Source organism: Streptomyces sp. N50, assembly GCF_033335955.1.
Lineage (GTDB): Bacteria > Actinomycetota > Actinomycetes > Streptomycetales > Streptomycetaceae > Streptomyces.
Genome location: NZ_CP137549.1, coordinates 1,183,696 through 1,208,546, shown reverse-complemented (window position 1 = coordinate 1,208,546; position 24,851 = coordinate 1,183,696). Strand labels below are relative to the sequence as shown.

Genomic DNA, 24,851 nt, shown 5'->3' with positions numbered 1-24,851 from the left:
TTGTTCTTGTTCCGCTAGGAGTCCGTACCCCATGACGTCCACGGTGCCCAACGCCGTCCAGCACGCCGACGAGCGGCAGCCGCCGATCACCATGTTCGGGCCGGACTTCCCCTACGCGTACGACGACTTCCTCGCCCACCCGGCGGGCCTCGGCCAGATACCCGCGACCGAGCACGGCACCGAAGTCGCCGTCATCGGCGGCGGGTTGTCCGGCATCGTGGCCGCTTACGAACTGATGAAGATGGGCCTCAAGCCCGTTGTCTACGAGGCCGACCAGATCGGCGGGCGGCTGCGTACCGTCGGCTTCGACGGGTGCGATCCGTCGCTGACCGCCGAGATGGGCGCGATGCGTTTCCCGCCCTCCTCCACCGCCCTCCAGCACTACATCGACCTGGTGGGCCTTGAGACCCGGCCGTTCCCCAACCCCCTTGCGGAGGCGACCCCTTCGACCGTCGTCGACCTCAAGGGCGAGTCCCACTACGCGACCACCGTCGACGACCTCCCGCAGGTCTACCGCGACGTGATGCACGCCTGGAACGCCTGCCTCGAAGAGGGCGCCGACTTCTCCGACATGAACCGCGCGATGCGCGAACGCGATGTCCCGCGCATCCGCGAGATCTGGTCGAAGCTCGTCGAGAAGCTCGACAACCAGACCTTCTACGGCTTCCTCTGCGACTCGGAGTCCTTCAAGTCCTTCCGGCACCGCGAGATCTTCGGCCAGGTCGGCTTCGGAACGGGGGGCTGGGACACCGACTTCCCCAACTCGATCCTCGAAATCCTGCGCGTCGTCTACACCGAGGCCGACGACCACCACCGCGGCATCGTCGGCGGCTCCCAGCAACTCCCGCTCCGCCTCTGGGACCGCGAGCCGCAGAAGATCGTCCACTGGCCCTACGGCACCTCGCTGGCGTCCCTGCATGTGAACGGCGAACCCCGCCCGGCCGTGACCCGGCTGCACCGCACCGCCGGCAACGGGATCACCGTGACGGACGCCAACGGCGACATCCGCACCTACCAGGCCGCGATCTTCACCGCCCAGTCCTGGATGCTGCTCTCGAAGATCGCCTGCGACGACTCGCTCTTCCCGATCGACCACTGGACCGCGATCGAGCGCACCCACTACATGGAGAGCTCGAAGCTGTTCGTCCCGGTCGACCGGCCGTTCTGGCTCGACAAGGACGAGGAGACCGGCCGGGACGTCATGTCGATGACCCTCACCGACCGTATGACGCGCGGGACTTACCTCCTCGACGACGGCCCGGACAAGCCTGCCGTCATCTGCCTCTCGTACACCTGGTGCGACGACAGCCTCAAGTGGCTGCCGCTGTCGGCGAACGAGCGGATGGAGGTCATGCTGAAGTCGCTCGGCGAGATCTACCCGAAGGTCGACATCAGGAAGCACGTCATCGGCAGCCCGGTGACCGTGTCGTGGGAGAACGAGCCTTATTTCATGGGCGCGTTCAAGGCCAACCTGCCCGGCCACTACCGCTACCAGCGGCGCCTGTTCACCCACTTCATGCAGGACCGGCTGCCCGCGGACAAGCGGGGCGTCTTCCTCGCCGGCGACGACATCTCCTGGACGGCCGGCTGGGCCGAGGGCGCCGTCCAGACCGCGCTGAACGCGGTCTGGGGCGTCATGCACCAACTCGGGGGAGCGACCGACCCGACCAACCCCGGGCCCGGGGACGTCTACGACGAGATCGCGCCGGTCGAACTCCCGGAGGACTGAGGGGAGTTCAGACCCCGGCCGCGCGGGCCGCCGTGTACAGCTCGGCGGCCAGGTCCTTGAGTTCCTCGGCGTCCCGCGGGGCACCGGCGAACTCGAAGAAGTACTCGTCGAGACCGACCTCGACATGCGCCACGAGGTCCGTCACGATCTGGTCGATGTTGCCGGCGAACGGCGGGCGGTCCGCGCCCTCGTAGGCCTTGGACGTGTACCGCAGATTGATCCGGGCCGCCGACTGGAGCGGCTCGGTACGGCCGCGCTCGGCGGCCAGCTCCCGCAACGCCCGCCATTCCGCGGCCAGTTGCCCGGCGCCCATGGCCACCGGCTGCCAGCCGTCGGCGCGATCGACGAGTCGGGTCAGCGCCTTCTTGCTCATCGCGGGCAGCAGAATGGGGATCGGTCGTGCGGGCTTGGGTCCGACCACCGAGGAGTTGATGGTGGTCAGCGTCCCCTCGTACGTCACCGGGTCAGGGCCCCACACCGCACGGCACACGTCCAGCACCTCGTCCAGGGACTTGCCGCGGTCCTTGAACGGGGCGATCCCGGCCGCCGCGTACTCGTCGAGCGACCAGCCGGTGCCGAACCCGGCCACCACCCGGCCGTCGCTCGCCGCGTCCAACGTGCCGAGCGTCCGCGCCAGTTGGAACGGTCCGTGCAGCGGGGCCACCAGCACACTGGTGCCGAGCCGGGCCCGCCGGGTGGCCGACACGGCCAGCGCCAGCGTCACCAGGGGTTCGGCGACCGAGCGGTACTCGTCGGGCCACGGGACGCCCTCCATGTTGTAGAGCCCCTGGGTCGCGGGTTCCGGGAAGAGGGCGCGTTCGAAGACCCAGAGGCTCTCGTAGCCGATCTCCTCGGCCGCGCGGGCCACGTCCGGGACGTCCTTGCCGATGTCGTACTGGTGCGTCTGGGGAAGAGTGAGACCCAACCTGGTGGCCATGCTCGTGCTCCTTCGCAACAGGCACTTGAACCGTCAACGTAACTCTCCCGACGGCGTGCGGTCGGGTCCCGCTCCCGGGTATGGCTGGATCAGTCCGGCAGTGGCGTGAGCATCATGCGGCCCGCGAGTCCGACCGCCGCGTCCAGCCGTTCGGTGAACTCCTCGGCCACGTCGGGCAGTCCACGCAGCGCCCACAGGGCCCGCGCCGCCGTCCAGGTCGCCTCCCTGGCGCGCTCCAGACTCCACGAGCCGAGCAGATGCGTGAGCGGATCGGCGATCTGGAACAGGTCGGGCCCCGGCATCAGCTCCTCGCGGACGCGCTCCTCCAGCGACACGAGGAGATCGCCGACGCGGTCGAACTCGTCCTCCAGCTCGGCCGGTTCGCAGTCCAGCGTGCGACAGGCGTCCACGACGGCGAGCGCGAGATCGTGGCCGATGTGCGCGTTGATGCCGGACAGGGCGAACTGCAGCGGTCGTACGCCGGGATGGCGGCGGAGCTGGAACAGCGGGCGCCAACAGGCGGGCGGGCGGCGCCCGTTGGCCGCCGCGTCCACGGCGGCGAGGTACCGCTCCGCGAACCGTACGTCCAGTGTGATCATGGCCCGCGCGTCCGTGAACCGTCCGGCGTCGACGCTCCGGTCGACCGCCTCCGTGACGGCGAGGTAGACGCGGTTGAACACCGCGATCCCGTCCCGCGCGGGCAGTTCCTCGTCGAGCGCGCGCAGCCGGGAGACGACCTTGTCCACGGGTGTCACGGGTGTGGTGAAGTGTGCCAATTGCCCCATGGGGGCAGCGTCCCAGCCCTAGGCTGGCCGAGGCGCCGCCGGGCCCGAGACTTCCCCAGAACGGGGGAACGGGTCCGGTGTGAGGGGGCGGTGTGTCGGGTTCGCGGGACCGACGGCGGAGCGTACTGGTCGTGGCGGCCTCGATCGTGGTCACGCTCGGCGCGATGACCGGGGCGATCAGAGCGCTGGACGACGAACGCGGCACGGACCGGACCCGGCCGGACGCGAGCGACGCGACCGTGCTGCTGCCGTGGCCCGATGTGCCGACTACATTGAACTCCCCTTCCCCGAAGGCGAGTTCGTCGGCCCATCCGAAGAAGACCACCACGACCGGCCCCACCCGGAAACCGCCCCGCATCACCTCCTCCCGCCTCTACCGCCACTCGGACTCCCAGGTCCTCGACTGGGTCCGCGATCACCCCGACGACCCCCGTACCGAGGTCATCGCGTCCCGGATCGCCGACCAGCCGGCGGCGGTCTGGTTCGCGGACTTCACGCCGTCGACGATCACCGACCGGGTGCGCGCGGTGACTTCGGGGGCGGCGGCACAGGGCAGGGTGCCGGTGGTCGTGCCGTACGCGATTCCGGACCGGGACTGCGGCGGGGCGTCCGAGGGCGGGGCGCCGGACGTCGACGCGTACGACGGCTGGATCGACGACTTCGCGGCGGGCCTGGGCTCACGGGAGGTCGTGGTCGTCCTCGAACCCGACTCGATAGCCCAGGCCGACTGCCTCTCCGCCGCCCAACGCGCCGACCGCTTCGAGGCGTTGGCCCGCGCGGGCCGCGTTCTGAAGTCCGCCGATCCGAAGGCCCGCGTCTACTACGACGCGGGCCACTCCGACTGGAACCCGGCCGCACAGCAGGCGGCCCTGCTGAAGCAGGCGGGCGCGGCCTCGGCCGCCTCCTCGGACGGGATCTTCAGCAACGTCTCGAATTTCCACACCACTTCGGCGGAGATCGCCTACGACCGCCAGGTCCTGGACGCTCTGGGCGGCCCCGCGAACCTCGGCGCCGTCATCGACACCAGCCGCAACGGCAACGGCGCCCCGGCCGACGGCCAGTGGTGCGACCCGGCGGGCCGGAAGATCGGCCGGGCGCCGACTCTCGACACCGGGGAGGCGCGGATCGACGGTTATCTGTGGGTCAAGTTGCCGGGGGAGTCGGACGGTTGCCGGGGTACGGCCGGTACGTTCACGGCGTCGTACGCCTACGACTTGGCGCGCTGACCGGGGTCGTGGGGTGTGTCGTACGACGACGTGCCCTCGTCCAGCAGCGGTTGGTCCGTCTTGAGATGGGCGGGCGCGAGGAAGCGCAGGGCGTGGTAGCCGGTGATGACGACGAGCGTGCCCAGGGCGATACCGCTGAGCGTGAAGTTGTCGGTGAACTTGATGGTGACACCGCCGACGCCGATGATGATGCCCGCCGCGGCCGGTACCAGGTTCAGCGGATTGCGCAGATCCACACCGGAGTTGAGCCAGATCTGCGCGCCGAGCAGGCCGATCATGCCGTAGAGGATGACGGTGATCCCGCCGAGCACCCCGCCCGGGATCGCGGCCACGATCGCGCCGAACTTGGGGCAGAGGCCGAAGAGGAGCGCGAAGCCGGCGGCGGCCCAGTAGGCGGCGGTGGAGTAGACGCGGGTCGCGGCCATCACGCCGATGTTCTCGGAGTAGGTGGTGTTGGGCGGGCCGCCGACGGCGGTCGACAGCATCGAGGCGACGCCGTCCGCCGAGATCGCCGTGCCCAGCTTGTCGTCCAGTGAGTCGCCGGTCATCTCCCCAACTGCCTTGACGTGCCCGGCGTTCTCGGCGACCAGCGCGATCACCACCGGCAGCGCGACCAGGATCGCCGACCACTGGAACGTCGGTCCGTGGAAGGACGGCAGCCCGACCCAGTCGGCCTTGCCGACGGCGGAGAGGTTCAGCCGCCAGTGGTCGGTGACCTCGCCGCTCGCGCTCATCGAGTGGATGCGGCCGAAGATCCGGTCGAACGCCCAGGAGATGCCGTAGCCGAAGACCAGGCCCAGGAAGATCGCGACCCGGGACCAGAAACCACGCAGACAGACGACGGCCAGACCGGTGAACGCCATGACCAGCAGGGCCGTCCACTGGTCCTGCGGCCAGTAGGTGGCGGCGGTCACCGGGGCGAGGTTGAAGCCGATCAGCATCACCACCGCGCCGGTCACGATCGGCGGCATCGCGGCGTGGATGATCCGCGCCCCGAACCGCTGCACGGCGACACCGACCAGGAACAGCACGACCCCGACGACGAACACCGCGCCGGTCACCGTCGCGCTGGTGCCGCCCTGGGCGCGGATCACGGCGGCCACGCCCACGAAGGACAGGGAGCAGCCGAGGTAGCTGGGCCCGGCCCCTGGTGGCGAGCAGGAAGATCACGGTCGCGACGCCGGACATCATGATCGCGAGGTTGGGGTCCAGACCCATGAGGACCGGGGCGACGAAGGACGCCCCGAACATCGCCACCACGTGCTGGGCGCCGAGCCCGACCGTGCGCGGCCAGGAGAGCCGTTCGTCGGGGCGGACGACCGCTCCGGGTGCGGGCGTGTGCCCGTCACCGTGCAGCTTCCAGCGCACGCCGAGGTCCATGGTGGGGTTCGCTTTCTCTGTAGCTGAATTCGCTAGCTGAATTCTGTCTATCTGAAGTCGGTCCGGACCATTGTCACGGCTACCTCGGGGTTCTACGCTCGCACGGTTCCACTCATGAACTGCGTTCACGTATCTGATCGGAGTTGATCGGTGAGTAGAAGACCCCGGCTGAGTGTTCTGCTGGTGGCCGCGGCGACGCTGACAGCCCTGTTCGCCCCCTCCGCCTCCGCGCACACGGCCCCCGCCGTCCCGCGCACCGCCGTCCTCGACGGCACCCGCCTCCAGGAGGCGAAAGTCCGTCTGGACCACGGCGACCCCCAACTCCGGCGTGCGCTGAAGCAGTTGACGGCCCGTGCCGACAACTGGCTGCACCAGGGCCCCTGGACGGTCGTCGACAAGCCGAAACCCGCCCCCGGAGGGGACGTTCACGAGTACCTGAGCCAGGCGCCCTACTGGTGGCCCACGACCACCCCGACCGCCGACAATCCGTGGGGCTGCCCGTACGTCCAGCGTGACGGGCAGCGCAACCCCGAGGTCGACACGGGGACCGACCGCCAGGACGTGGAGAAGGTCTTCGACTCGACGTACGACCTCGCGCTCGCCTGGTACTACACCGGCGACAGGCGGTACGCGCGGAAGGCCGACCAGGTCCTGCGCACCTGGTTCCTCGACCCGGCCACGAAGATGAACCCCAACCTGGACCACGCCCAGTTCATCCCGTGCAAGTACGACGGCCGAGCCATCGGCATCATCGACTTCTCCCAGTCGTACACCAGCGTCGTCGACGCCATCGCGATCCTCGGCGCCGGCGCCCCCGGCTGGACGAAGAACGACCGTACCGCGATGGCCAGTTGGAACTCCGCCTTCCTCGGCTGGCTGAAGAACAGCGCCTTCGGCAAGGAGGAGGGCGCCGCCGCCAACAACCACGGCACCTTCTACGACATGGAGTTGGCCGCCCTCGCCTACGCGACCGGTGACACGGCGCTGGCCAGGCGAACCGTGCTGGACGCGCGTGCCAAGCGCATCGACCCGCAGATCGCGGGCGACGGCAGTCAGCCGCAGGAGCTGGCGCGGACGCGGAGTTGGCACTACTCGACCTTCGACCTGGTCGCGTACACCCGGCTCGCCGCCATCGGCCGGCAAGTGGGCGTGAACCTGTGGACCTATCAAGGGCCGGACGGGCAGGGCCTGTCGAAGGCGGTGGACTATCTGCTGCCGGCCGCCACCGGGGCCGCCGCGTGGTCGCACCCGGAGCTGGAGTTCTACCGGTACGCGGCGAGCGATGTCGTCCACGCGGCCGCCGACGCGGGGGACAAGAAGGCGCAGGCCGCCGTGCCGAAGCTGGAGGCGCCGCCCGGCGGTGACCTGTGGGCGCTGCGTCCGGCGGCCGAGCAGCTGGACTCGATCGCCGGGTGACCGCCCGCCGGTCACCGGCCTGACCAGGGCCTTCCTGACAGGGGCTCCTGAGCGGTCGCTTAGAATGGGGCGTCCCCACAGTCTCCACCGCCCCACCAGCACCGCTCGGGAGCCCCGCCGTGACCGTCGAATCCCCGTCCGCCACCGTCCTGTCGTACGGCCAACTCGTCGCCGTGACCGTGCACTTCGACGATCTCGACGCACTCGGCATGCTGCACAACGCCCGCTTCCCGCTCCTCGTCGAGCGCGCCTGGACCGAGCTGTGGCAGGAGCACGGGGTCCGCTTCGACGGCGACTGGGCGAGCGCCGGGGACGCCTGCAACGTGGTGAAGGAACTGCTGATCAGCTACGAGGCGCCGGTCACCAGGCCGGGGGCGTACGCCGTACACCTGTGGCTGGACCGGCTGGGGACGACGGGGCTGACGTACGGCTTCCGGCTCTGCTCGGCGGACGGGGTGACGACGTACGCGACCGGCACCCGGGTGCTTGTGCGGCTGGACGCGGGGACGTTGCGGCCCGCGCCCTGGAGCGAGGGGTTCAGGGCCGTGGGCCGGACACTGCTGCGCTCGGCGGGCTGACCTTCGGGCGGTCGCGGTCCCCGGCGCGGAGCACGCCCGCGAAGACCACGAGGCCGCCCGCCAGCACCGTGACCAGGCAGAACGACACGACCAGGCTCGTCGCCTGCGCCACCCCGCCGATCAGGCTCGGCGCGACCAGACCCGACGTGTAGGTGATCGTCGCGACGCCCGCGATGGCCTGGCTGGGGTTGGGGCCGCTGCGGCCCGCCGCCGCGAAGCACAGCGGGACGACCACGGCGATGCCGAGACCGAGCAGCGCGAAGCCGATCATCGTCAGCGCGGGGTTCTCCGCGAGGACGATCAGCAGCCCGCCGAACACGGACAGCACCCCGCCCGCGCGGACCGTGCGCACCGAACCGAAGCGGTTCACCACCCCGTCGCCGACCAGCCGGGCGACCGCCATCGTCAGCATGAAGCCGGTGGTGGAGGCCGCCGCGAGCCCGGCCGACGTACCCAACTGGTCCTTCAGGAACACCGCGGACCAGTCCAGGCTCGCCCCCTCAGCGAACACCGCGCAGAAGCCCACCGCGCCGATGAGCAGCGCGGACTTGGGCGGCAGCGTGAACCGCGGCGGTGCTTCCTCCTCGACGCCCGGGGGGATGTCGAGCACCCAGTGGCAGGCGGTCACGCCGAGCGCGGTGAGGATCACGGCGGCGATGAGGTGGTGCACGCGGGCGTCCGAGCCGAGGTGCGCGGCGAGCGTGCCGCCCGCCGAACCGATCAGGGCACCCGCGCTCCACATGCCGTGCAGACTCGACATGATCGACTTGTCGAGGAGTCGCTCGATCTCGACGCCGAGCGCGTTCATCGCGACGTCGGCCATGCCCGCGCTCGCGCCGTACGTGAACATCGCCAGGCAGAGCGTGACCAGGTTCGGCGCCAGCGACGGCAGGATCAGGGACATCGTCCACATGGCGATCAGCCCGCGCAGGGCCGTGCGGCTGCCGAAGCGGTGGGTGATCCAGCCGGCCAGCGGCATCGAGCACGAGGCGCCGAACGCCCCGAAGGCCAGGGCGAATCCGAGGCAGCCGGCGGCGACGTGCGCGTGCTCCTGGATCCACGGCACGCGGGTCGCGAACGAGCCGGTGACCGCGCCGTGCACGGCGAAGACGGCCGCCACGGCGTACCGGGCACGCTTCACCTCGTGTCGGTCGTAGACCACTTCGCTCATTGTCCCGCCCCTCCTGCTGGTCAAGTCCCCGCCGACTGCCGCCGTCAAAGTTCGTGCTCGCGCGTTCTCGTCCCGCTCGCGCCGGGTAAACTATCAGGAACCCTGCCTGATAGATAGCGAAATACCGGCCGCCCGCCGCACCCCCTCGATCTGGGAGGATTCCCGGCATGCCCGCATCCCCGAGCACCGCCCGGGCCATCAACGACCGGCTCGCCCTGCGTCTGCTCCAGCGCGAAGGCCCGCTGACGGCAGGGCAGTTGAAGCAGCTCACCGGTCTCTCCCGGCCGACCGTCGCCGACCTCGTCGAACGCCTCACGGCCTCCGGGCTGATCGAGATGGTCGGTGAGTCCGGGGAGCAACGGCGCGGTCCGAACGCCCGGTTGTACGGCATCGTCGGCGACCGCGCCTACCTGGCAGCGCTGGACGTCCGGCTGGAGGGCGTCTCCGTGCTCGTCTCCGACCTGGTGGGCCGGGTGCTCGCGGAGGCCTCGGTACCGATCGACGGCGGCTCGGGCACGGGCCCGGCGGTCGAGCAGGCCGTGGCGCTGGTGGAACGGGCGGCGAAGGAGGCGGGCGCGGAACACCTCCACACGGTGTGCGTCGGCGCCCCCGGCCTCATCGCCCCGGCCACCGGCGAACTCCGCGACACCACAGGCCTCCCCGCCTGGCACCGCCGCCTGGTCGCCGCCCTCCACGAACGCCTCCCCGACACCCGCATCGTCGTCGAGAACGAGACCAACCTCGCGGCGCTGGCCGAACAGCGTGACGGCGCGGCCCACGACCGGGACACGTTCGTGCTGCTGTGGCTGGGCATGGGGATCGGTGCGGCGGTGGTGTTGGACGGGGCGTTGCGCAGGGGTGCGTCGGGGGGTGCGGGCGAGCTCGGTTTCCTCCCGGTGCCGGGGACGCGGGGGCTCCCGTCGTCGACCGACTGTGAAGGGGGTTTCCACTCGCTGGCGGGGGCGGGGGCGGTGCTTGAACTGGCGCGGGAGTGTGGGGTGTTGGGGGCTGAAGGTGTCGAGGGGGGCGGTGCGGCGGAGGTCGTGCGGCGTGCGGTCGCGGGGGTGGGTGGGGGCGAGTCGGGTGCCGGGGGAGGCGCGGATGGCGCTCCCGACAGGGTCTCCGCCCCCAACACCCCTTCCGCCGCCCGGTTCCTGGACGCCCTCGCCGACCGTCTGGCCCTCGGTGTCGCTTCGGTCGTCGCGCTGCTGGACCCCGGGTGTGTGGTCCTCGGCGGTGAGGTCGGGCAGGCGGGCGGTGACGTACTCGCCGTGCGGGTCGCGGAGCGGATCGTCCGGATGTGCCCGTTGCCCGCCGAGGTGCGGCCAAGTGTCCTCGGGGGCGCCGCCGTGCTGCGCGGGGCGCTGCTGACGGCACAGGACGGTGCGCAGGGCGAGCTGTTCGGATAGTCGGCCGGTTGCGCGGTCGCACCTGGCCTGAGTGGCCCGGCGGTGGGCAAGGGCCGTCGTCACCACCGCCGGACCGGTCCAGGGGTGTCCCCTCCGGAGATCCGAAAAGGACTAGACCAGATGATCCAGCAGGTAGGGGCCGCTTGAGAAGTCCAGCGGCACTGTCTGTGAGCCAGCCCACACCCTTCGCCTGGATGGACCCTTGCCGGGCGTGGCACACTGGCCGTGTACCAGAAGCAGCGCACTCCGGGGTCGGTGAAAGTCCGAACCGGCGGTTATAGTCCGCGACCCGTCCGTGTAGTTCAGCGGCCGGTTGACCAGGTGGAATTCCTGGACCGACGGTTAAAGTCCGGATGGGAGGCAGTGCGCGGCGGGCGGGCATTCGTGCGCGCCGCCGTATCGGCTCGTCCTGCGTGGGTGGGTTCTGTCCGGCGTCGTTCCCGGTGCTTCCGTTCCGTTTCATTCTGTCGTCTTCGACAGGCCCCGGAGTCCGTGCCCTATGAGGCAGGAGGACCCGGGAAGTGTTCACCGGAATCGTCGAAGAGCTGGGTGAGGTCACCGCCGTCGAGAGTCTCGACGACGCCTCCCGCTTTCGTCTGCGCGGCCCCATCGTCACCGAGGGCGCGAAGCACGGCGACTCCATCGCCGTGAACGGCGTCTGTCTCACCGTCGTCGAGCACGAGGGTGACGAGTTCACCGCCGACGTCATGGCCGAGACCCTGAACCGCTCCAGCCTCGGCGTCCTCGCCGTAGGCTCCCGCGTCAACCTCGAACGCCCCATGGCCCTCGGCGCCCGCCTCGGCGGACACATCGTGCAGGGCCACGTCGACGGCACCGGCGCGGTGCTGGAGCGCAAGCCGTCCGAGAACTGGGAGATCGTCAAGATCTCGCTCCCGGCCGACCTCACGCGCTACGTCGTCGAGAAGGGCTCCATCACCGTCGACGGCATCAGCCTCACCGTCGTCGACGCGGGCCCGGACTACTTCACCGTCAGCCTCATCCCCACCACCCTCGACCTGACCACGCTCGGCCTCAAGCAGCCCGGCGACCCGGTCAACCTCGAAGTGGACGTCATCGCCAAGTACGTCGAGCGGCTCATGGGCGACCGCGAGGTGACCCCGTGAACTGGCTCAACTCCGAGGCCTTCGTCCTGTTCGGCCAGCACATCAAGTGGTCGGACATGATCGGCAACGTCATCGGACTGATCGGCCTCGCCTTCGGCTGGCGGCGGTCCATCTGGAGCTGGCCCACCCAGTTCGTCTCCGGCGTGATCCTCTTCGCCGCGTTCGCCACCGCCCACCTCTCCGGCAGCGCCGGCAAGCAGGTCGTCGTCATGGTCGTCGCGGTCTACGGCTGGTGGCAGTGGAACCGCGGCAAGGGCGGCACGGCCGACGGCCACATCACCCCCCGCTTCGCCACCTGGCGCGAACGCGCGATCCTGGCCGGCTCCGCCGCCGTAGGGACCGTAGCCGTGGCCGCCCTCTTCAAGGCGTACCCCTCGCTCTCCTGGGACCCGTGGCCCGACGCCTACATCTTCGTCGGCACCGTCGTCGCGATGTACGCCCAGGCCCGCGGCATGGTCGAGTTCTGGTTCGCCTGGCTCCTCGTCGACCTCGTCGGCGTCCCCCTCAACTTCGCCAACGGCTTCGCGTTCTCCGGCTTCGTCTACGTCATCTACGGCGCACTCGTCCTGTGGGGCATGCGCGACTGGTGGCTGCGCTCCCGCACGACCCCGCAGCCCGTCCTGGAAGGAGCGCCGGCATGACAGCGGCACCGATCCTGTACAGCACTGACGGTTTCGAGGACTTCTCGCTCGACCCGGTCGAGCAGGCCATCGCCGACATCGCGGCGGGCCGCCCCGTCGTGGTCGTGGACGACGAGGACCGCGAGAACGAGGGCGACCTCGTCATCGCCGCCGAGAAGGCCACCCCCGAGATCATCGCGTTCATGATGAGCGAGTGCCGCGGCCTGATCTGCGCCCCCATGGAGGGCGACGAGCTGGACCGGCTCCGGCTCCCGCAGATGGTCGAGGACAACACCGAGTCGATGAAGACCGCGTTCACCGTGTCCGTGGACGCCGCGCCGGTTCACGGTGTGACCACCGGCATCTCGGCCTCCGACCGCGCGACCACGCTCCAGGTCCTGGCGAGCGGCAGCGCCCAGGCCGACGACCTCGTCCGCCCCGGCCACATCTTCCCGCTGCGTGCCAGGGACGGCGGTGTGCTGACGCGCAACGGCCACACCGAGGCCGCCGTCGACCTCGCCCGCCTCGCGGGCCTGCGCCCGGCCGGCGCGATCGTCGAGATCGCGGGCGAGGACGGCCGTATGCTCCGCCTCCCCGAACTGATCCCCTTCGCCCGCAAACACGGCCTCACGATCATCTCCATCGAGGACCTGATCACCTACCGCCAGGCCGCCGAGCCCACCGTCCGCCGCGAGGCCGAGGTCCAACTCCCCACCCGCCACGGCCAGTTCACGGCCTACGGCTACCGCTCCACCGTCGACGGCGTCGAGCACGTAGCCCTCGTCCACGGCGAGATCGGCGACGGCGAGGACGTCCTCGTCCGCGTCCACTCCGAGTGCCTCACCGGCGACGTCTTCCACTCCCTGCGCTGCGACTGCGGTCCCCAGCTGGAGGCCTCCCTGGAGCGCATCCAGGAGGAGGGCAGGGGAGTGGTGGTCTACCTGCGCGGCCACGAGGGACGCGGTATCGGCCTCCTGTCCAAGCTCCGGGCGTACGAACTCCAGGAGCGCGGCCGCGACACCCTCGACGCCAACCTGGAACTCGGCCTGCCCGCCGACGCCCGGGACTACGGCGCCGGCGCGCAGATCCTGGAGGACCTCGGCGTCCACAGCCTGCGCCTGATGACCAACAACCCCGACAAGACCGACGCGCTCGTCCGGCACGGCCTCAAGGTCACCGGCCGGGAGCCGATGCCCGTGACCGCGGGCGAGCACAATCTCCGCTACCTGCGCACCAAGCGGGACCGGATGGGGCACGACCTGCCCTGGCTGGACGCGGCCCCCGTGTCCACCTGCGGCAACCAGTAACCGCGCAATCGCACTTCTAGGAGACAAGAGAACGTGAGCGGCAAGGGCGCACCCGAACTGTCCGTACGCAACGTCGGAGACCTGCGGGTCGCCGTCATCGCGGCGCAGTGGCACGAAAAGGTGATGGACGGTCTGGTGGACGGCGCCCTGCGCGCCCTGCACGACCTGGGGATCGACGAGCCGACCCTGCTCCGGGTCCCCGGCAGCTGGGAACTCCCGGTCGTGGCAAAGGTGTTGGCGGGCCGGGGCTACGACGCGATCGTCGCCCTCGGCGTCGTCATCCGCGGCGGCACCCCGCACTTCGAGTACGTGTGCCAGGGCGTCGTCCAGGGTCTCACCCAGGTCTCCGTCGAGACCGGCGTCCCCGTCGGCATGGGCGTGCTGACCTGCGACACCGAGGAGCAGGCTCTCGACCGGGCCGGTCTGGAGGGCTCGAACGAGGACAAGGGGCACGAGGCGGTGACGGCGGCCGTCGCGACGGCCGCCACGCTCCGCTCAGTATCTGAACCGTGGCGTTAAGCCCACGATTGTTTGCAATAGGGTGGGCAGCACCATGTCCAATAAGACGTTCGAGGAGCTCTTCACCGAGCTCCAGCAGAAGGCCGCCACCGGCGACCCCGCCACTTCCCGCACCGCAGAGCTGGTCGGCAAGGGCGTCCATGCCATCGGCAAGAAGGTCGTAGAAGAGGCCGCCGAGGTCTGGATGGCCGCCGAGTACGAGGGCAAGGAGGCGGCCGCCGAGGAGATCTCGCAGCTGCTCTACCACGTCCAGGTGATGATGGTCGCCCGCGGAATCTCGCTGGACGACGTCTACGCCCACCTGTAAAACCCTTTTCAGACACTTCACCCCTTTTCACGCGAAGGAAGCCGACCTCATGCTGCGCATCGCCGTCCCCAACAAGGGTTCCCTGTCAGGACCTGCGGCGGACATGCTGCATGAGGCCGGCTACCAGCAGCGCCGGGAGTCCAAGGAACTGCGGATCGTCGACCCGGTCAACGAGGTGGAGTTCTTCTACCTCCGCCCGCGCGACATCGCGATCTACGTCTCCTCCGGCCGCCTCGACATCGGCATCACCGGCCGCGACCTGCTGATCGACTCCGGCGCGAGCGCCGAGCCGATCCTCCCGCTCGGCTTCGCCCGCTCCACGTTCCGCTTCGCCTCCAAGCCCGGCGCCGCGAACACCCTCGCGGACCTCAAGGGCAAGACGGTCGCCACCTCGTACGAGGGCATCGTCGCCAAGTACCTCTCGGACAACGGCGTCGACGCCTCCGTCGTCCACCTCGACGGCGCCGTCGAGACCGCCATCGAACTCGGTGTCGCCGAGGTCATCGCGGACGTCGTCGAGACCGGAACGTCCTTGCGCAACGCGGGACTTGAGGTCTTCGGCGACCCGATCATGAAGTCCGAGGCCGTTGTCATCCGCCGCACCGGCGCCGAGACCGACGACATCGCCGAGCCCAAGGTCCAGCAGTTCCTGCGCCGCCTCCAGGGCGTGCTGGTCGCCCGGACGTACGTGATGATGGACTACGACTGCCGGGTCGAGCAGCTGGAGAAGGCCGTCGCCCTCACCCCCGGCCTGGAGTCCCCGACCGTCTCCCCGCTGCACAACGAGGGCTGGGTCGCCGTCCGTGCGATGGTCCCCGCCAAGGAGGCGCAGCGGATCATGGACGACCTGTACGACATCGGCGCCCGGGCCATCCTGACGACGGCCATCCACGCCTGCCGTCTCTGAGGAACACGCCGACCATGTCTCAACTGCCCGCCCTGCCGGTCACGTTCCGGCCGGGCCGCACCCGTGCCGTGCTGCTCACCGCGGGCATCGCGATCTTCGTCGTCATCACGACCGTCGCGATGCTCCTGGAGCAGCTCACCCCGGGGGAGAAGCTCAGCTTCGTCTTCACCGGTGCCCTCCTCTTCGCCGTACTGGCCATGCTCGCCCGGGTGAAGGTCGTCGCCGACGAGTCCGGCGTCACCGTCGTGAACATCGTGAGCAGGCGCCGGCTGGCGTGGGCCGAGATCCTCCAGGTGAACCTTCGGCCCGGCGACCCCTGGGTGTTCATCGACCTCAGCGACGGCACCAGCCTGCCCGTGCTCGGCATCCAGCCCGGTATCGCCAAGGCGCATGCCATCGCCGACGCGCGCACTCTGCGGGCGCTCGCCGAGGACCGGTCGCTGAGGGATCTGCCGTAGAGGGCCATGTCTTGATTAATCTGTTGTCGGTGGCGTTTTTCGTTCCCGCCTCCGCCACCGATGTTCCCCCCTGTCTTCAGAGGCACCCTGCGACCCGAGGAGTGACTCCCTCCAGCGATGGACGGATCGTCCTGTAGTACCTGCGCCGCCCCCTCCCGACATATCGAGGCGGCGGCATGACCATCCCCTTGTTGCTCCTCGGAGCGGCGATGCTGCTGATTCTGGCCAACGGATTCTTCGTCGCGGCCGAGTTCGGACTCGTCACCGTGGAGCGTCCCGAGGCCGAGAAGGCCGCCGCCGAGGGCGACCGACGGGCCGCCACGGTCGTCGAGTCGCTCAAGGAGCTGTCCTTCCAGCTCTCCGGCACCCAGCTCGGCATCACCATCACCTCCCTGGTCGTCGGCATGCTCGCCGAACCGGCCCTCGCGGAGCTGCTGCACGGCCCGTTCAGCGCGATCGGCATCCCCGAGGGCGCCGTCTCCGGCGTCGCCGTGGTCGTCGGCATGCTGCTGGCCTCCGCCGTGCAGATGGTGATCGGCGAACTCGTGCCCAAGAACTGGGCGGTGTCGCGGCCCCTCCAGGTCGCACGCTTCGTCGCCGCGCCACAGCACGCTTTCGCCCGCCTGTTCCGCCCGGTGATCGCCGCGCTGAACACCGTCGCCAACAAGCTCGTCCGCGCACTCGGCGTCGAGCCCACCGAGGAGCTGGCCTCGGCCCGCACCCCCGGTGAGCTCGTCTCCCTGGCCCGGCACTCGGCGCAGGCCGGCACGCTGGAGCAGGACACCGCCGATCTCTTCGTACGGACGCTGTCGCTGGGCGAGTTGACCGCGCAGCACGTCATGACCCCGCGCGTGAAGGTCAGCGCGCTCCAGTCGTCGGCGACCGCCGAGGACGTGGTCAACCTGACCCGCGCCACGGGTCTGTCCCGCTTCCCCGTCTACCGCGAGAAGATCGACGAGATCGTCGGCATGGTCCACCTCAAGGACGCGCTGGCCGTGCCCGCGCACGACCGGCTGCGCACCTCCGTCACCACCATCGCCAAGTCCCCGCTCCTGGTCCCCGAGACCCTGCCCGTGCAACCGTTGTTGGCCCGGCTGCGCAGTGAGCAGCCGATCGCCGTCGTCGTCGACGAATACGGCGGTACGGCCGGGGTGGTCACCCTGGAGGACATCGTCGAGGAACTCGTCGGCGAGGTCCGCGACGAGCACGACGGCCAGGACGTCCCCGAACTCGCCGCCGCGCCACCGGAGGACGGCAAGCCCGCCTGGGACGCCGACGGCAGCTGCCGGGTCGACATCCTCCAGCGCATAGGCCTCGACGTGCCCGAGGGTCCGTACGAGACGGTGGCCGGACTGGTCGCCGACCTCCTCGGCCGCATCCCGGCCCCCGGCGACAAGGCCGAACTCCCCGGCTGGCGCCTGTCGGTCCGCCAGGTGGGCCACTACCGCGCCGAGCGAGTCCGGCTGGTCCGCACGGTTGCCCCGGTGAACGTCATGGAGGCGGCCCGATGACCGTCCTCCAACTCCTCTTCGCCGTCCTGCTGGTGCTCGCCAACGGCTTCTTCGTCGGCGCCGAGTTCGCCCTCGTCTCCGTCCGCCGCAGCCAGATCGAACCCCTCGGCACGGCCCGCGCCCGCCAGGTCCTCTACGGCCTGGAGCGGCTGCCGCAGATGATGGCGGCGGCCCAATTCGGCATCACGGTCTGCTCGTTGACGCTCGGCGCGGTGGCAGAGCCGACGGTCGCGCACGTCCTGGAGCCGGTCTTCGAGTGGATGCGTCTGCCCGAGGGCATGATCCACCCCCTCGGCTACATCCTCGCGTTGGCGGCCGTGGTCTTCTTCCACCTCGTCATCGGCGAGATGGTCCCGAAGAATCTCGCGATGGCCGCGCCGGAGAAGGCCGCGATGTGGCTCAGCCCCGGCCTGGTCGCCTTCGCCCGGGTCTGCAAGCCGATCACCATCGCCCTCGGCGCCGTCGCCCAGGCCATCCTGCGCCTCTTCCACGTCGAGCCCAAGGACGAGGTCGAGGCCGTCTTCACCAGCGAACAGCTCAACCGCCTCGTGGAGGACTCGGGCCAGGCCGGTCTCCTCGACCCCGAGGAGCAGGAACGCCTGGAGGACGCGCTGGAGTTGGGCTCCCGCCCGGTGACGGACGTACTCCTCCGCCGAGAGGACCTGGTGACGGTCAGTCCCTCGGTCACCCCGGGCGAGATCGTCGCGCTGACCGCCCGCACCGGCTACTCCCGCTTCCCCATCGCGGCGGAGACCGGCGCCTTCATGGGCTACCTCCACGTCAAGGACGTCCTGGACCTGGAGGAGTCCGAGCGGGCGGTGCCGCAGCAGATCTGGCGCCCCATGACGACGCTGCGGGCCGAACTCCCCCTGGACGACGCCCTGACGGTGATGCGCCGGGCGGCGACCCACCTGGCCCAGGTCGCCGACGGCTCCGGCAAGGTGCTCGGCCTGGTCGCCCTGGAGGACGTCCTGGAACTCCTGGTGGGCGAGGTGACGGACCCGGCCCACCGGGAGGTACCGGCACCGGCACCGCCACGGACGGCGGAACTCAAGCAGGCGGTGCCTGGCTGAGAACCGGGACGTCAGCCGCTTGTCGATCACTCGGCCGGGCCGGCCGAACAGGGTTCCCGCCCTGGGCATCTCCTGTGTGCCTCGGCGCTCCCCGCGGATAGGGTGGGCGGTGATCGACAGGACGGGCTGGGCGAGGGCGGCGGACGGCGTGGGCGGTGCCGAGGAGAGCGGGAACACGGGCACCGGGCGCCCGACGTCACGGGACGTCGCCCGGATCGCCGGTGTGTCCCACACCGCGGTGTCCTTCGTGTTCAACGGCCGAGCCGACGGCAACCTCTCGCCCGCCACCCAGGAACGCATCCGGCAGGCCGCGGCCCAGCTGGGCTACCGCCCCGACCCGGTGGCCCGCGGGCTGCGCAGTCGCCGTACGGCCGTGATCGGGCTGGTCACCGACGAGATCGCGTCCTCGCCCTTCGCCGGCCGGCTGCTGCGCGGGGCCATGGAGACCGCCTGGGACAGCGACCATCTCGTCCTCACCGTGGACTCCGGCGGTGACCCGGCCAAGGAGGACGCGGCCGTCGCGGAACTGCTCAACCGGCGCGTGGACGGCATCATCTACGCGGCCATGTCACTGCGCCGGGTCCGCGTCCCCGAGGGCCTGCACCGCACCCACTCCGTGCTGGCCAACTGCCTGCCCGAGGACGACTCGCTGCCCGCCGTCGTCCCCGCCGAGCGTGCCGGTGGCCGTACCGCGGCCCGGCTGCTGCTCGCCGAGGGCCACCGCCGGCTCGCCGTGATCGGCGGCCTGGACGACATCGCCTCGGCGGAACGCACCCGCGGCTTCCGGGACGCGCTGCGCGCCGAGGGCGTCACCGTGCCCACGGAGTGGATCGTGCGCGGCGGCGGGGAGATCTCCGCGGGATACGCGGGCGCGCTGCGCCTGCTCGACGGCGCCGAGCCGGGTCGTCGCCCCACCGGCGTCCTGTGCTACAACGACCGGGTCGCGGCGGGCGTCCTGCACGCCGCGACCCGGCTCGGGATCGACGTACCCGCCGATCTGTCGGTGGTCGGCTACGACGACCAGGAGCACATGGCCGCGTTCCTCACCCCACCGCTCACCTCCATCGCGCTGCCACACCGCGCGATGGGGGAGACAGCGGCCCGACTGCTCCTGGACGCCATCGAAGCCGGCCCCACCCCGCCCGCGACCGTGCGGCGCCTGGCCTGCCCTGTGGTCAGCCGGGCGTCGGTGGGTCCGGCGCCTACCGGGTGACGCGGGTGCCGGGTCCGTCGTAGGTGGGGCGGTGGCTCGGTGGCTTCTGGGTGCTCTCGGAGCCGGCCAGGCGCTGCCTGTGACTGTGCGGCGTCTGGCCTGCCGGTCTGGTCAGCCGGGCGTCGGTGAGTTGGCGCCTACTGGGTGACGCGGGTGCCCGGCCTGTCGTAGGTGCTGCGGTGACTCGGCTGCTTCTGAGTGTTGTCGGAGCCGGCCTCGCGCCACCCGTGACTGTGCGGCGTCTCGCCTGCCTGTGGTCAGCCGGGCGTCGGTGGGTCCGGTGCCTATCGAGTGACGCGGGTGCCCGGCCTGTCGTAGGTGGGGTGCCGGCTCGGCTGCTCCGGGATGCCGTAGGGGCCGGCCAGGCGCCACCCGTGACCGTGCGGCGTCTGGCCTGTCGGTTCGGTCAGCCATGCCTCCCTGGGGCCTGTGCCCACCCCGTGACCCGGGCGCCCGGTTCGTCGACGACCAGCTCGGCGGTGTCGTCGGGGCGCCGGTAGACGCGCTCGGTGATCATGGCACGGTCCCCTACGAAGAGTTCGAGGAGGGAGCCGTCGACGAGCAGCCGGAGGGTGAGTTCCGGCGCCTTCGGTACGTGCACGGTGATCGGGGCGGAGCCCTCCCTGCCGGTCCGGGGCCAGGTGCTCCGGTCGAGGACGACGGTCCCCGCGGCGGGGTCCGCGCGGACGGTCAGCTCCCGGCCTGCCGCGTCCCGGAGCAGGCTCACCGTGGTCGGTTCGCGTGCGGTGACCGTCAGGTCGTACGCGTGGGGAAGCGGGACCCGGCCCGGCGCGGTCACGAACGGCTCGGCGGGGCGCAGCAGTTGGAGCTCCGGGGCCGGACTCACCCGTAGCGAACCGTCGGGGTGGACGTCGACCACGCGGGGTGCGGTGAGTACGCCTGCCCAGCCGGCCCGGTCCACCTCCTCCTGCGGGCGGGCCTCCCACGACCAGCCCCACAGCAGTGCGCGGTCCGGCTCCTGGAGCACGGCGGGGGCGTAGAAGTCCCGGCCCTGGTCGAGTCGGCCGCCGGTGCGCGGCACGAACCTCAACTCGCCCTGGCTGGCCGCCTGTAGACGGCCCGTCAGGTATGCGGTGGAGCAGGGGTCTCCGTCCCACAGGGACACCAGAAGGACGTGGTCGCCGCCCGCCGTCCGGTACAGGTGCGGGCACTCCCAGCCCACCGACTTGTCGCCGAACACCGCTGCGGCTACAGGGTCGTTGCCGTCCAGCAGCACACCGGCGAACCGCCACTCGGTCAGGTCGTCGCAGTCGTAGAGCAGGACCGACGGCGTGCCGTCGGCGTGCCCGGCGCCGACCAGGGCCCAGCGCCGGTCCCCGTGGCGGAAGATGAACGGGTCGCGGAACATCACCACGTCCAGTCCCGGTGGTGGTCCGGTCACCACCGGCGTCGGCAGCGGCTTCCACTCGTTCAGCCGGTCGTCGTCCGGGTCCGCCGCCCGCGCCAGGCAGATGGTGCCGAGTCCGGCGTGGGAATGGTCAACTCCCGTGTACACGGCGGTCGGTGTGCCGGCATCGTCCGTCACGCAGCCCGACCAGCAGCCCGCCTCGTCGGGGCCGCCGGGTGTCGGGGTGAGGGCGATCGGGTGGTGCTCCCAGTGCGCGAGGTCGGTGCTGGAGGCATGACCCCAGTGGACGTTCGCGTGCACCGGGGCGTCGGGGTTGTGCTGGTAGAAGAGGTGGTAGCGGTCCCGCCAACGGAACGGCCCGTTCGGGTCGTTGATCCAGTTGGCGGGCGGACGGACCCTGAAACGCGGCGCGTTGGGGTCATTGCTCAACGGTTGACTCCTGCGGAGGTGATGCCCTCGCGGAGAGGGCGCTGGCCGACGGCGAACACGGCGACGGCGGGGAGCATCGAGAGCACGACTCCGGCGAGGACCACCGAGATCGACCCGGTGCCGAGGTTGCCCTGGAGGGAGACCAGACCCAGCGGAAGCGTGTAGTTCTGGCTGGAGGTCTCCAGGATCAGCGGGCGGAAGAACTCGTTCCAGTGGTAGTTGAAGGCGAGCACGCCGACGATCGCCAGGCCGGGCGTGGCCAGCGGCGCGTACACCGAACGGAAGATCCGCCAGGTCCCCGCGCCGTCCAGCATGGCCGCCTCGCCCAGGTCCTTCGGCATACCGAGGAAGTACTGGCGCATCAGGAAGGTGCCGAAGGCGGTCGGGAAGGCCGGGATGATCAGGCCGAGGAGCGTGTCGGTGAGGCCCATCGTCTTCAGCACCAGGAACACCGGCACGATGGTGACCTGCAACGGCACCATCATGGTCGCCAGGACCAGGCCGAAGAGCGGCCTCTTGAAACGGAACTCCAGGCGTGCGAAGGCGTATCCGGCCAGGCCCGCCGTGATCATCTGGCCGACGGCGATCAGTGCCGTCACCAGTGTGGAGTTCAGGGCGAGCAGCCACACGTCGATCTGCTGGAAGACCCCGTGGTAGGCCGCGGTCGTCGGGTGCGTCGGGATGATCTGCGGGGGCAGGTCGAAGGACTCGGCCGGAGTGCGCAGCGAGGTGGCGACGGTCCAGATGACCGGGCCCAGCGTCAGCAGGGCGCACACGGTCAGTGCGGCGATCCGGGTCCAGGGGGCGAGTGAGTAGCGGACGCGGCTCAGGGTCGGGGTCGGGGTCGGGGTCGATTTCAGGGGGGTCGGGGTTGCTTGGCTCATGGCGCTCATGCGGCTCACCGGCTCACTGGTAGTGGACGAAACGCCGGCTGAGCCGGAACTGGAGGGCGGTGACCGCCATGATCACGGCGAAGAGCAGCACGCCCACCGCGGACGCCTCGCCGAAGTCGAGCTGCTCGAAGGCCCGCTCGTAGATCACCATCACCACGGTGCGGGTGGCGTCGCCGGGTCCGCCGTCGGTGAGGACGTAGGGCTGTTCGAAGACCTGCAGGGCGTTGATGACGCCGACCACCGTCGCGACGAGCAGCGTCGGCGACAGCAGCGGCAGCGTGATGCCGAGGTGCTTGCGCAGGCCGGTCGCGCCGTCGAGGGCGGCGGCCTCGTGGATCTCCTTGGGGATGTTGTTCAGACCGCCGATGAACAGCAGGAACGAGAAACCGAACTGCTGCCAGACGTAGACCAGGACCACCGTGGCCATCGCCGCGTGCTCCGAGGTCAGCCAGGGCACGGGCGCGATGCCGACCAGGCCGATCAGCCAGTTCACCACCCCGAAGTCCTGGTTGAACAGGTACTTCATCACCACCGAGATGGACGCGGCGGACAGCACCAGCGGGAAGAAGAACGCCGAACGGAACACCGACCGCAGCCAGACCGGCATCCGCCCGTTGAGCGCGAGTGCCAGCGACAGCGCGATCAGCAGTTGCAGCGCGACCGCGAGGACCATGAAGAGGAGCGTGTTGCGGAAGGAGACCAGGACGGTCGAATCCGTGAAGGTGGTGCGGTAGTTGGCGCCGCCGACGAAGTGGGGCGGGTCGATCACGTTCCAGTGGAACAGGCTCAGCACGACGGACCCGACGATCGGCACGACCGTGAAGACGACGATGCCGACGACCGTGGGCGCCAGGAACAGCGCGGCCAGCAACCGGGCGCCGCGGTCGCGGACGGACGGCCGTACGGCGGCGGCCGGTGGTGTGGCGGGCCGTGAACTCACCGCAGGAGCCTGGGAGTTCGGGACCTGAGTGTTCGTCATACCGCACGCTCCATGGCCTGCTCCAGGTCGCCCTGCATCCGGCGCAGCGCGGGACCCACCGCACGCGGCGAGGCCAGCGCGGTGCCGGTGTACTTGAGCAGGACGTCGGTCACCTCCGCGACCTGCGGTGGCGCGGGGATCGGGCCGGTGTCGGGGAACCGGTCGAGGGTGTCGTAGAAGACCTGCCAGTGCGCCGGGCCGCTCGCGGTGTAGCGGGCGGCGTTCAGCATCGAACGCCGGGCCGGGGTGGTCTGGTTGCTCTTGAAGAGCCGGGTCATGGTGTCCTTGCGGGCCGCGTACTTGATGAACTCCCAGGCGGCTTCCTGCTTCTTCGAGGTGCGCAGCAGCGCGTAGCCCGCCGCGCCGAACTGGTGGCGCTGGGTGCGCCAGCGCGGGAAGTACTGCACGTCGTAGTCGGCGGCCCGCATGCCGGCCAGTTGGAGGCCGCCCGCCCAGAAGCCGCCCGCCGGGGTGACGCCGACGTGGCCGGTGGAGAACACACCGACCAGGTTGTTGCCGTTGCCGCCCTCGGGCCGGGTGCACAGATCGTCCTGGACGAGGGAGGCGATGTAGTCGTACGCCTCCTCGACCCGGTCGGTGGTGGCCTGCGGGGTGCTCCAGCGGAAGCCGCCACCGCGCCCCTTCCGGTCGGCGGCCGGATAGAAGCTGTCCCACAGCCAGGAGCCGCCGGGCGCCTTCGACTCCTTGAGCAGGTTCGTGCCGTTCGCGAAGAGCCAGGGCACGACGCCGCCCCACAGGCGGTTGGTCCAGAAGTACGGCGTGAAGTGCGAGCCGCCGGAACGCTTCAACTGCCGTAGCAGCGCGGTGAAGTCGTCGCGGTTCCAGTCGGCCGCCGGGAACTCCGCGCCCGCCCGCTTCAGCACCTGCTTGTTGAGGTACATGTCGGCGGCGTTGAACTCCATGGGCAGCTGGTAGAGGTTGCCCTCGTACATCATCGACTCCACCAGCGAGGGGTGGACGTCGGCGAAGTACTCGCGCAGCTCCGCCGCGTCCCGCCGCACCCAGCGGTCCAGGGCCACGCCGAGCTTCTGGGCGAACAACTGCACGCCCTCGGTGGCCACATACACCAGATCGGGGGCGGTGCCGGCGGCGATCTGGGTGAGGATCTTCGCGAAGAAGTCCGACCAGTCGACGGCTTGTACGGCGTTCACCCGCAGCGGGATGCCGGGGTGGATCCGGTGGAAGCCCTTGGTGAGGGCGTCGACGGTGGCCGGGTCGAAGGCGGAGCCGAGGGTGGCGACGACGAGGGAGCCGTCGTCACGGCCGGGGATGTCGGCTCCCGTGAGCCGGTCCCAGCTCGCGGCGGTACCGGCCAGAGCGGCTGCTCCGGCCCCGTACGCGCCGTACCGCAGCAGCGTGCGGCGGGGGAGGTGCGAGTCAGTCATCAACGGGCCTAACTCGTGTTAGTTCAGGGGTGATGCCCAGATGATGGGAACCGGGCGGCGGGCCTGTCAAGGGTCGGGAAGGCTTGACCTTTAACGGGTTAGGAC

Annotated in this window: 22 protein-coding genes, 1 pseudogene and 1 riboswitch; of the genes and pseudogenes, 15 read left to right on the top strand and 8 right to left on the bottom strand. The window is 70.5% G+C overall.

All coding sequences use genetic code 11. The features are described 5' to 3' along the window. Positions 1 to 31 precede the first annotated feature (31 nt). Positions 32 to 1,729, top strand: a complete 1,698-nt coding sequence (locus R2B38_RS04955) for a flavin monoamine oxidase family protein (RefSeq protein ID WP_318015138.1) — start codon at positions 32 to 34, stop codon at positions 1,727 to 1,729. Positions 1,730 to 1,736: 7 nt separating this feature from the next. Here R2B38_RS04955 and R2B38_RS04950 read toward each other — a convergent pair whose 3' ends face one another. Beyond that, positions 1,737 to 2,666 (bottom strand): LLM class F420-dependent oxidoreductase, encoded by a 930-nt coding sequence (locus R2B38_RS04950; RefSeq protein WP_318015137.1) that lies wholly within the window; start codon positions 2,664 to 2,666, stop codon positions 1,737 to 1,739. Positions 2,667 to 2,755: 89 nt separating this feature from the next. Next, entirely contained in the window at positions 2,756 to 3,451 is a 696-nt protein-coding gene (locus R2B38_RS04945) for a DUF5995 family protein (protein WP_318015136.1), read from the bottom strand. A gap of 125 nt (positions 3,452 to 3,576) precedes the next feature. On the opposite strand from R2B38_RS04945, the gene R2B38_RS04940 reads away from it, so the two are divergent. Next, positions 3,577 to 4,677 (top strand): glycoside hydrolase family 6 protein, encoded by a 1,101-nt coding sequence (locus tag R2B38_RS04940; protein ID WP_318021588.1) that lies wholly within the window; start codon positions 3,577 to 3,579, stop codon positions 4,675 to 4,677. Here R2B38_RS04940 and R2B38_RS04935 read toward each other — a convergent pair. Continuing rightward, positions 4,659 to 6,057, bottom strand: a pseudogene (locus tag R2B38_RS04935) (uracil-xanthine permease family protein). The gene R2B38_RS04940 and the pseudogene R2B38_RS04935 sit on opposite strands and share 19 nt — an antisense overlap. 150 nt (positions 6,058 to 6,207) lie before the next feature. Here R2B38_RS04935 and R2B38_RS04930 point away from each other — a divergent pair. Both R2B38_RS04930 and R2B38_RS04925 read left to right on the top strand, forming a co-directional pair. Further along, complete coding sequence (locus tag R2B38_RS04930) at positions 6,208 to 7,473, top strand: alginate lyase family protein (RefSeq protein ID WP_318015135.1); 1,266 nt, start codon at positions 6,208 to 6,210, stop codon at positions 7,471 to 7,473. 119 nt (positions 7,474 to 7,592) lie between these two features. Further along, positions 7,593 to 8,051 carry an acyl-CoA thioesterase gene (locus R2B38_RS04925; RefSeq protein ID WP_318015134.1) on the top strand — a complete coding sequence of 153 codons (459 nt, stop codon included), beginning with the start codon at positions 7,593 to 7,595 and terminating at the stop codon, positions 8,049 to 8,051. Here R2B38_RS04925 and R2B38_RS04920 read toward each other — a convergent pair. After that, the gene (locus R2B38_RS04920; protein WP_318015133.1) at positions 8,011 to 9,222 is read right to left on the bottom strand and encodes an MFS transporter; all 1,212 of its coding nucleotides are present in this window, start codon (positions 9,220 to 9,222) and stop codon (positions 8,011 to 8,013) included. The genes R2B38_RS04925 and R2B38_RS04920 overlap by 41 nt on opposite strands. Before the next feature lie 167 nt (positions 9,223 to 9,389). On the opposite strand from R2B38_RS04920, the gene R2B38_RS04915 reads away from it, so the two are divergent. From R2B38_RS04915 to R2B38_RS04865, 11 genes are all read left to right on the top strand, one after another. Beyond that, positions 9,390 to 10,631: an ROK family transcriptional regulator gene (locus tag R2B38_RS04915; RefSeq protein WP_318015132.1), complete on the top strand. Its 1,242-nt coding sequence runs from the start codon at positions 9,390 to 9,392 to the stop codon at positions 10,629 to 10,631. A gap of 237 nt (positions 10,632 to 10,868) precedes the next feature. Beyond that, positions 10,869 to 11,002, top strand: a riboswitch (FMN riboswitch). A gap of 150 nt (positions 11,003 to 11,152) precedes the next feature. Continuing rightward, positions 11,153 to 11,755 carry a riboflavin synthase gene (locus R2B38_RS04910; RefSeq protein WP_318015131.1) on the top strand — a complete coding sequence of 201 codons (603 nt, stop codon included), beginning with the start codon at positions 11,153 to 11,155 and terminating at the stop codon, positions 11,753 to 11,755. Beyond that, on the top strand, positions 11,752 to 12,396 hold the full coding sequence (locus R2B38_RS04905) for a nicotinamide mononucleotide transporter family protein (protein ID WP_318015130.1): 645 nt from the start codon (positions 11,752 to 11,754) through the stop codon (positions 12,394 to 12,396). The genes R2B38_RS04910 and R2B38_RS04905 overlap by 4 nt, the downstream gene beginning before the upstream one ends. Further along, positions 12,393 to 13,682, top strand: a complete 1,290-nt coding sequence (locus tag R2B38_RS04900) for a bifunctional 3,4-dihydroxy-2-butanone-4-phosphate synthase/GTP cyclohydrolase II (RefSeq protein ID WP_318015129.1) — start codon at positions 12,393 to 12,395, stop codon at positions 13,680 to 13,682. The genes R2B38_RS04905 and R2B38_RS04900 overlap by 4 nt, the downstream gene beginning before the upstream one ends. A 33-nt stretch (positions 13,683 to 13,715) precedes the next feature. Further along, on the top strand, positions 13,716 to 14,201 hold the full coding sequence (ribH, locus tag R2B38_RS04895; protein ID WP_019059681.1) for a 6,7-dimethyl-8-ribityllumazine synthase: 486 nt from the start codon (positions 13,716 to 13,718) through the stop codon (positions 14,199 to 14,201). Between the two features lie 34 nt (positions 14,202 to 14,235). Then, positions 14,236 to 14,508, top strand: coding sequence for a phosphoribosyl-ATP diphosphatase (locus R2B38_RS04890; RefSeq protein WP_018534786.1), 273 nt, complete (start codon positions 14,236 to 14,238; stop codon positions 14,506 to 14,508). Positions 14,509 to 14,557: 49 nt separating this feature from the next. Further along, positions 14,558 to 15,415, top strand: coding sequence for an ATP phosphoribosyltransferase (gene hisG / locus R2B38_RS04885; protein ID WP_318015128.1), 858 nt, complete (start codon positions 14,558 to 14,560; stop codon positions 15,413 to 15,415). A gap of 14 nt (positions 15,416 to 15,429) precedes the next feature. Then, entirely contained in the window at positions 15,430 to 15,873 is a 444-nt protein-coding gene (locus R2B38_RS04880; RefSeq protein ID WP_318015127.1) for a PH domain-containing protein, read from the top strand. A 176-nt stretch (positions 15,874 to 16,049) separates the two neighbouring features. Further along, the gene (locus R2B38_RS04875; RefSeq protein WP_318015126.1) at positions 16,050 to 17,384 is read left to right on the top strand and encodes a hemolysin family protein; all 1,335 of its coding nucleotides are present in this window, start codon (positions 16,050 to 16,052) and stop codon (positions 17,382 to 17,384) included. Beyond that, positions 17,381 to 18,457 carry a hemolysin family protein gene (locus R2B38_RS04870; protein ID WP_318015125.1) on the top strand — a complete coding sequence of 359 codons (1,077 nt, stop codon included), beginning with the start codon at positions 17,381 to 17,383 and terminating at the stop codon, positions 18,455 to 18,457. Before R2B38_RS04875 ends, R2B38_RS04870 begins: the two co-directional genes overlap by 4 nt. 148 nt (positions 18,458 to 18,605) lie before the next feature. Further along, entirely contained in the window at positions 18,606 to 19,670 is a 1,065-nt protein-coding gene (locus tag R2B38_RS04865; protein WP_318021587.1) for a LacI family DNA-binding transcriptional regulator, read from the top strand. A gap of 406 nt (positions 19,671 to 20,076) precedes the next feature. Here R2B38_RS04865 and R2B38_RS04860 read toward each other — a convergent pair whose 3' ends face one another. Genes R2B38_RS04860 through R2B38_RS04845 form a run of 4 tightly spaced genes read right to left on the bottom strand, consistent with a single transcriptional unit; the run spans position 20,077 to position 24,746 of the window. Then, on the bottom strand, positions 20,077 to 21,468 hold the full coding sequence (locus tag R2B38_RS04860; RefSeq protein WP_318015124.1) for a glycoside hydrolase family 32 protein: 1,392 nt from the start codon (positions 21,466 to 21,468) through the stop codon (positions 20,077 to 20,079). After that, positions 21,465 to 22,352 (bottom strand): carbohydrate ABC transporter permease, encoded by an 888-nt coding sequence (locus R2B38_RS04855; RefSeq protein ID WP_318015123.1) that lies wholly within the window; start codon positions 22,350 to 22,352, stop codon positions 21,465 to 21,467. Before R2B38_RS04855 ends, R2B38_RS04860 begins: the two co-directional genes overlap by 4 nt. A 22-nt stretch (positions 22,353 to 22,374) precedes the next feature. Further along, a complete protein-coding gene (locus R2B38_RS04850; RefSeq protein WP_318015122.1) occupies positions 22,375 to 23,340 on the bottom strand; it encodes a sugar ABC transporter permease in 966 nt (321 codons plus the stop codon). Next, positions 23,337 to 24,746 (bottom strand): extracellular solute-binding protein, encoded by a 1,410-nt coding sequence (locus R2B38_RS04845; protein WP_318015121.1) that lies wholly within the window; start codon positions 24,744 to 24,746, stop codon positions 23,337 to 23,339. The genes R2B38_RS04850 and R2B38_RS04845 overlap by 4 nt, the downstream gene beginning before the upstream one ends. Positions 24,747 to 24,851 lie beyond the last annotated feature (105 nt).